The following is a 6,465-nucleotide window of genomic DNA, read 5'->3' as shown; positions in this document are numbered from 1 at the left end:
CGCACCGCCCGCGACTACGGCGCGCCCGTCGAGCTGATCGAGACCACGGTCAAGGTGAACGACGAGCGCAAGCGCGCCATGGCCCGCAAGGTCGTCAAGGCGGTGGACGGCGAGCTGAAGGGCAAGACGGTGGGGGTGCTGGGCCTGACCTTCAAGCCGAACACCGACGACATGCGCGATGCGCCCTCCCTGGCGATCATCCCGGCGCTTCAGGACAAGGGCGCGCGCGTGCAGGCGTTCGATCCGGAAGGCCTGGCCGAGGCCAAGCACATGCTGAGCGATGTGGATTTCCGCGACGATCCCTACGCGGTGGCGGAAGGCGCCGACGCCCTCGTCATCATCACCGAGTGGGACCAGTTCCGGGCGCTCGACCTCGATCGGATCAAGCTGCTCATGCGCAGGCCCGTGCTGGTGGACCTACGCAACATCTATAAGCCCGACGACATGAAGGCGCGCGGGTTCGCCTATGTCTCCGTCGGCCGACCGTAGCCAGATACGGTTCGGAAGGAGCCTAGAACCCTTGGGCGCTCAGGGCCATGAAGGCTTGGGCGATCCAGACCACGCCGGCCCAGAAGGCGATCGCCAGCGTGGCTACGAAAGCGAGACAGGCAATTGACGTGGCGGGACGCCAGGCCTGCCGCGCCACACCCCAGTGGGTGAGGTCGCGCCGCATATTTCCTCCCAAGTCTTACGCTCTCTTGTCCCCGGCTCGAGTCCGGCGGTTGTATCGACTGTGACACAAGCATTAAGGCCTGGGTAGGGTTGCCGGGCCGGAATTTCGAAACGCGTTCTAGTACGCTGTGAGAGGTCACTTTCGCGCGATCCGCCCTCATTGCGCGGCGGCGATCTCGTGCTCGGCGCGGGCCTTCAGATAGGCGTGCAGCGCCTGGATCTCGGTCTCCGACAGGGCGCTGAACCGCGACTGCGCGACCGCGCCCATCAGCCCGTCCAGCTTGCGGTCGCCGGCGGCGACGCCCTCGTGCAGAAGCCGAGCGAAGTCGGCCGGGTCGTAGGACGCCGCCATCGTCAGGTCGGGCGCCTTCAGGAGTTCCATGCCCTTCAGGTCGGCGCCGTGGCACTCCACGCAGAGTTCCGCGACTTGACGGCCTTGGGCGTGCTGCGGGCCGTAGTCAGGCAGCACCGGCGGGCCGCTCTTGGCCAGCATCGCCGCCTCGGATCTGAACTTGCCGAGCAGCAGGCCGAGACGCCCGAGGTGGCCCACCTGGATCCGCGGCTGCGGCTCGCCGGCGACGGGGAAGCTGCGCACATAGGCGATGAGGTCCGCCGCCTCCTGATCGGAAAGCTGGGACAAGGCGAACGAGGGCATCACCCACAGCCGCCGCCCGCCCGGGGCGACGCCGTGGCGGATCGAGCGGTCGAGCTCTGCGTCCGACTGCTCCGCGGCGGCAAGCGTCAGGTTCGGGCCCCACGCGCGCAGGATCGGCATCTCGTCATGGAAGAGGCGGCCCTCGAGGCGCTCGCCGTGACAATCGTGACAGCCGTTCAGCTTGGCGATGCGGCGGCCGCGCTCTACGGAGCCCGCGGCGGCCGAGGCCAGTTTCAGCTCCGCAGTGTCAGAGGCGGGCCAACGGATCATCAGCTCGCTGGCGGCGAAGGCGCCCGCCACCGCGAAGAGCACAAAGACGACCAGGCCGGCCAAGCCGAAGCCGGCCCACTTCAGAACACGCTTCATGACGGCTCCCCAAAGACGCCGCGAAAGGGCGTTGCCGACCTCCGTTCGCGGAGCGCGGGGCTTTAAGTCGCGTGGCGAAGCTTCACAACCCGCCTTGGCCGCAGAGGAGGTCTGCAGATCTGCAGAGCTGCGGGGTCAGGCCGGCCATTCCAACGGGAAGGAAAGACTCCAGCGGACGCCTTCGGGTTCGAAGCGAAGCTCGGCGGTCCCGTTCACGTCGCTCGCCATGGCCTCCAGTAGTCGCGAGCCGAAGCCGCGGCGGGGCTCGGGGTCCGGCGTCGGCCCGCCGGACTCGATCCATTCCAGGCGCACCCGCGTCGGACGCGAGCTCGCGTCCCGCTCAACGGTCCAGCGGACGGCGATCCGCCCCCCGGAAATCGAGAGCGCGCCGTACTTGAGCGCGTTGGTGCCAAGTTCGTGGAACGCCATGCTGAGCGACAGCGCCACCCGTGGCGGAAGCGAGATGTCCGGCCCCTCGTGGGTCAGCTCTCGGGACGGGCCGTCGCGCAGGGAGAGTTCTTCCCGTACAAGCTCGGCGAGACTGGCGCCTTCCCAGTTGCGGCGGGTCAGCCTGTCGTGCGCCTTGCTGAGCGCCACGAGCCGCCCCTCGAAACGGGTGATGAAGTCGCCGACGTCCTCAGTGTGCCGCGCGGTCTGAGAGGCCAGCGACTGGACAGTGGCCAGGGTGTTCTTCACCCGGTGGTTCAGCTCGTTGATCAGGAGCTGGTTGCGCCGTTCAGCCAGCTTCCGGTCGGTGATGTCGTGGACGACGCGGACGCCGTAGAGGAAGCGCCCCTCGCCGTCGCGGACGCTGGAGCTCATCACATGCACCCAGACGGTCCGACCGTCGGCGTGCAGATAGCGCTTTTCGACACCGTAGCCATCGACGTCGCGCCGCACCTGAGCGGCGAACTGCCGGCGTTCCTCGGGGACGTCGTCAGGATGGGTGATATCGAACAACGTCCTCTGAAGCAGTTGTTCGCGGCTGTAGCCCGTCAATTCCTCGAAACGCGCGTTCACCCGCAGGAAGCGCCCGTCTGCGTCCACCTCGCCGATCCCGGCATGGGCGTTCTCGTAAGTTGCCGCCAGCCGCTGCTGGGCCTCCTGCAGCGCCCGTTCCGCGGCGACGCGGTCCGTCACGTCCAGGGTGAAGCATCGCGTGTTCTTGAAACGGCCACTCTCGTCGAAACAGACGCTGGAACTGATGAGCACGTGGCGGAGAGATCCGTCCTTCGCCTTCAGGCGGGCCGGATACTTGTCGAGAGTCTCGCCCCGCGAAAGCCGAGCGAGGATGTCCTGGATCACGTGCTCGTCCGCATGGAACTGCGAGATCGATTGACCGAGGTACTCCTCGGGCTCGTAGCCCAGCATCGACAACTCGGCGCGATTGGCGCGCAAGATGGTGCCGTCTCCCGCCACAAGATGGAGCCCTACGGCGCCGTTCTCGAAAAAGTCCTCGAGAGCATCAACCGCTGTGGCCGGAGAGTTCGATAGCTCGCGCACTTCTCTCGATCGCCTTGCGACAGACCAGACGAGGCAGTCTAGGCCTTAACGCACGGCAGAAACAGGTGGCAGTCAGGCCGCCGCCTTCTTCACGGCGCCGACGATCTCCTTGACCACCTGGCTGACCAGCCTCTCGTCGTCGCCTTCGGCCATGACGCGGATCAGGGGTTCGGTGCCGGAGGGACGGATCACCAGCCGGCCCGTCCCGCTGAGGCGCTCCTCGGCCGCGGCGATCGCCTTCTTGACGCTATCGTCCTCCAGCGGCTTACCGCCCGCGAACCGGACGTTCTCCAGGAGCTGCGGCACCGGGTCGAACTGCCGGGCGAGCGCGCTCATCGGCTTGTCGCTTTCCTTCAGCACCGCCAGCACCTGCAGCGCCGCCAGTAGGCCGTCGCCCGTGGTGGAGAAGTCGGACAAGATCAGGTGGCCGGACTGTTCGCCCCCCAGGTTGAAGCCGCCCTCGCGCATGCGGGCCATGACGTAGCGGTCGCCGACCTGCGTCCGCTCCAGCTTCAGGTTGCGCGCGGCCAGGAAGCGCTCGAGCCCCAGGTTCGACATCACGGTGGCGACGACGCCGCCGCCCGTCAGGCGGTCGGACGCGGCCCAGGCGCCGGCGATGATGGCCATGATCTGGTCGCCGTCCACCACCTGGCCCCGCTCGTCGCAGATCACCAGCCGGTCGGCGTCGCCGTCGAGGGCGATGCCCAGGTCGGCGCGGTACTCCTTGACCATCTTGCTCATGGCCGCGGGATGGGTGGAGCCGCACTCCTCGTTGATGTTGAAGCCGTTCGGCGAGACGCCGACGCGGATCACCTCGGCGCCCAGCTCGTACAGCGCCTCGGGCGCGACCTTGTAGGCGGCGCCGTTGGCGCAATCGATGACGATGCGCATGCCCGACAGGTTGAGCCGCTTGGGGAAGGTCGCCTTGGCGATCTCGACATAGCGGGCCTGGGAATCGTCGATCCGCTGCACCCGGCCCAGGCCGTCAGGCCGCGCCAGGCCTTCCTGCAGGCCCTCGTCCATCAGGGCCTCGATCTCCAGCTCCTTCTCGTCCGACAGCTTGTAGCCGTCGGGCCCGAACAGCTTGATGCCGTTGTCGGCGAAGTGGTTGTGCGAGGCCGAGATCATGACCCCGAGGTCGGCCCGCAGGCTGCGGGTCATCATCGCCACGCCCGGGGTCGGCAGCGGGCCGAACAGGCGCACGTCCATGCCGACGCTGGTGAAGCCCGCGACCAGCGCCGGCTCGATCATGTAGCCCGAAAGCCGCGTGTCCTTGCCGATCACCACAAGGTGGCGGCGGTCGTCCTTGGACATGAACAGCTTGCCAGCGGCCATGCCCACCCGCAGCGCCACTTCGGCCGTCATCGGGTGGCGGTTGGCCTGGCCGCGGATCCCGTCGGTCCCGAAATATGCGCGCTTGCCCATCCGTCAGCCTCGAAACGATTGGAAACTCAGTTTGTGTGCCCTGAACCTTAGCCGATGCTAAAGCCGCGGCGTTACAGGGGGCTGGAACGCCTCTAGCACAAGGAAAGCTCGGGCCACATGTGCGGCATTATCGGCATCGTCGGAACCAAGCCTGTCCAGGACCGCCTGATCGACAGCCTCAAGCGGCTTGAGTACCGCGGCTACGACTCCGCCGGGGTGGCGGGCGTCATCGACGGACGGCTGGAACGCCGCCGCGCGGCCGGGAAGATCAAGGCGCTGGAGGAGGTGCTGGCCGCCGAGCCGCTGGCCGCCACCGTCGGCATCGGCCACACCCGCTGGGCCACGCACGGCGCGCCCACGACCAGCAACGCCCACCCCCACAAGGCCGGCCGCGTGGCCCTGGTCCACAACGGGATCATCGAGAACTTCGCCGAGCTGCGCGAGGTGCTGCGGGCCAAGGGCCGCACCTTCGAGAGCGAGACGGACACCGAGGTCATCGCTCAGTTGCTGGACAGCGAGCTGGAGGGCGGCAAGCCGCCGCTGGAGGCCTTCAAGGCGACCTTGGACCAGCTGAGCGGCGCCTACGCCCTGGGCGTGCTGATCGAGGGCGAAGAGGCCCTGGTCATGGGCGCCCGCCGCGGCAGCCCGCTGGTTGTGGGTTATGGCGACGGCGAGATGTTCATCGGCTCGGACGCGCTCGCCGTCGGTCCTTTCACCAACCGCATCTCCTATCTCGACGAAGGCGACTACGTCGCCATCGACCACACCTCGGCGCGGATATTCGACGAGAGCGGCAAGCCCGCGGATCGGCCGATGCGCACGGTGCCGGCCTCGGCCGCCCTCGTCGAGAAGGGCAACTACCGGCACTTCATGGAGAAGGAGATCCACGACCAGCCGGAAGGCTGCCAGCGCACGATCTCCGCCTATGTGGACACCATCGCCTCGCGCGCCACCGTACCTGGCGAGGTCGACTGGGCGCGCCTGGACCGGGTGCAGATCGTGGCCTGCGGGACGTCCTATATCGCCGGACTGCTGGGCAAGTACCTGATCGAGGAGATGGCCGACCTGCCGGTGGACGTCGAGATCGCCTCGGAGTTCCGCTACCGCCGTCCGGCTCTGCGCGACAGCGCGCTCGCCATCGCCATGTCCCAATCTGGCGAGACGGCCGATACGCTCGCGGCGCTGCGGTTCTGCCAGGGCAAGGGCATGACCACCGCCGCTGTCGTCAACGCCACGGAGTCGACCATGGCGCGCGAAGTGGACGTGGTCTGGCCGATCCATTGCGGTCCCGAGATCGGGGTCGCCTCGACCAAGGCCTTCACCGCCCAGGTCAGCGTGCTGACCGCCGTGGCCATCGCGGCGGCCCGGGCGCGGGGCAAGATCGACGCGGCGGAGGAACAGCGCCTGGTGAAGGTGCTGCTGGAGGCGCCGCGTCTGATCGCCGAGTCCATCAAGCTCGAGGACGCGGTCCGCGCCATCGCCCAGGACGTCGCCAAGGCCCGCGACGTGCTCTACCTCGGCCGCGGACCGATGTACCCTCTGGCCCTGGAAGGCGCGCTGAAGCTGAAGGAGATCAGCTACATCCACGCCGAGGGCTACGCCGCGGGCGAGCTGAAGCATGGACCGATCGCGCTGGTGGACGAGCAGACGCCGATCGTCATCCTCGCGCCGATGGACAGCTATTTCGAGAAGTCGGCCTCCAACATGCAGGAGGTCATGGCCCGCGGCGGCCAGGTGATCTTCATCACCGACCCGGAAGGCGAGAAGCACGCGCCGAAAGGCGCCCGGGTGGTGGTGACCGCGCCCAGGTGCGACCCGCTGATCGCCCCCCTGGTGCTGTCGGC

General features: G+C 67.9%; 6 protein-coding genes. 2 read left to right on the top strand and 4 right to left on the bottom strand.

Going from position 1 to position 6,465, the window contains the following annotated elements; all coding sequences use genetic code 11:
- Positions 1–489, top strand: a 489-nt coding sequence (locus RIF93_RS17665) for a UDP binding domain-containing protein (protein ID WP_309092764.1), incomplete at its 5' end; no start/stop codon positions are given.
- A 22-nt stretch (positions 490–511) separates the two neighbouring features.
- On the opposite strand, the gene RIF93_RS17660 is transcribed toward RIF93_RS17665, so the two are convergent.
- The 4 genes from RIF93_RS17660 to glmM all read right to left on the bottom strand — a co-directional run bounded on the left by RIF93_RS17660 (position 512) and on the right by glmM (position 4,621).
- A complete protein-coding gene (locus tag RIF93_RS17660) occupies positions 512–673 on the bottom strand; it encodes a hypothetical protein (protein WP_309092763.1) in 162 nt (53 codons plus the stop codon).
- A gap of 156 nt (positions 674–829) precedes the next feature.
- Complete coding sequence (locus RIF93_RS17655; RefSeq protein WP_309092762.1) at positions 830–1,693, bottom strand: cytochrome c; 864 nt, start codon at positions 1,691–1,693, stop codon at positions 830–832.
- Positions 1,694–1,828: 135 nt separating this feature from the next.
- Positions 1,829–3,196 carry a PAS domain S-box protein gene (locus RIF93_RS17650; protein WP_309092761.1) on the bottom strand — a complete coding sequence of 456 codons (1,368 nt, stop codon included), beginning with the start codon at positions 3,194–3,196 and terminating at the stop codon, positions 1,829–1,831.
- A gap of 72 nt (positions 3,197–3,268) precedes the next feature.
- A complete protein-coding gene (gene glmM, locus RIF93_RS17645) occupies positions 3,269–4,621 on the bottom strand; it encodes a phosphoglucosamine mutase (RefSeq protein WP_309092760.1) in 1,353 nt (450 codons plus the stop codon).
- 117 nt (positions 4,622–4,738) lie between these two features.
- On the opposite strand from glmM, the gene glmS reads away from it, so the two are divergent.
- Positions 4,739–6,465 (top strand): glutamine--fructose-6-phosphate transaminase (isomerizing) (glmS, locus tag RIF93_RS17640; protein ID WP_309092759.1); only part of this gene is annotated, 1,727 nt, incomplete at its 3' end.

Source organism: Phenylobacterium sp. (assembly GCF_031181185.1).
Lineage (GTDB): Bacteria > Pseudomonadota > Alphaproteobacteria > Caulobacterales > Caulobacteraceae > Phenylobacterium.
Note: the sequence above shows the minus strand (reverse complement) of the source record. Positions and strands in the feature narration are given on the sequence as shown.

Coding starts and splice junctions, on each gene's coding strand:
- RIF93_RS17660 (WP_309092763.1), bottom strand. CDS start 673: ATGCGGCGCGACCTCACCCACTGGGGTGTGGCGCGGCAGGCCTGGCGT.
- RIF93_RS17655 (WP_309092762.1), bottom strand. CDS start 1,693: ATGAAGCGTGTTCTGAAGTGGGCCGGCTTCGGCTTGGCCGGCCTGGTC.
- glmM (WP_309092760.1), bottom strand. CDS start 4,621: ATGGGCAAGCGCGCATATTTCGGGACCGACGGGATCCGCGGCCAGGCC.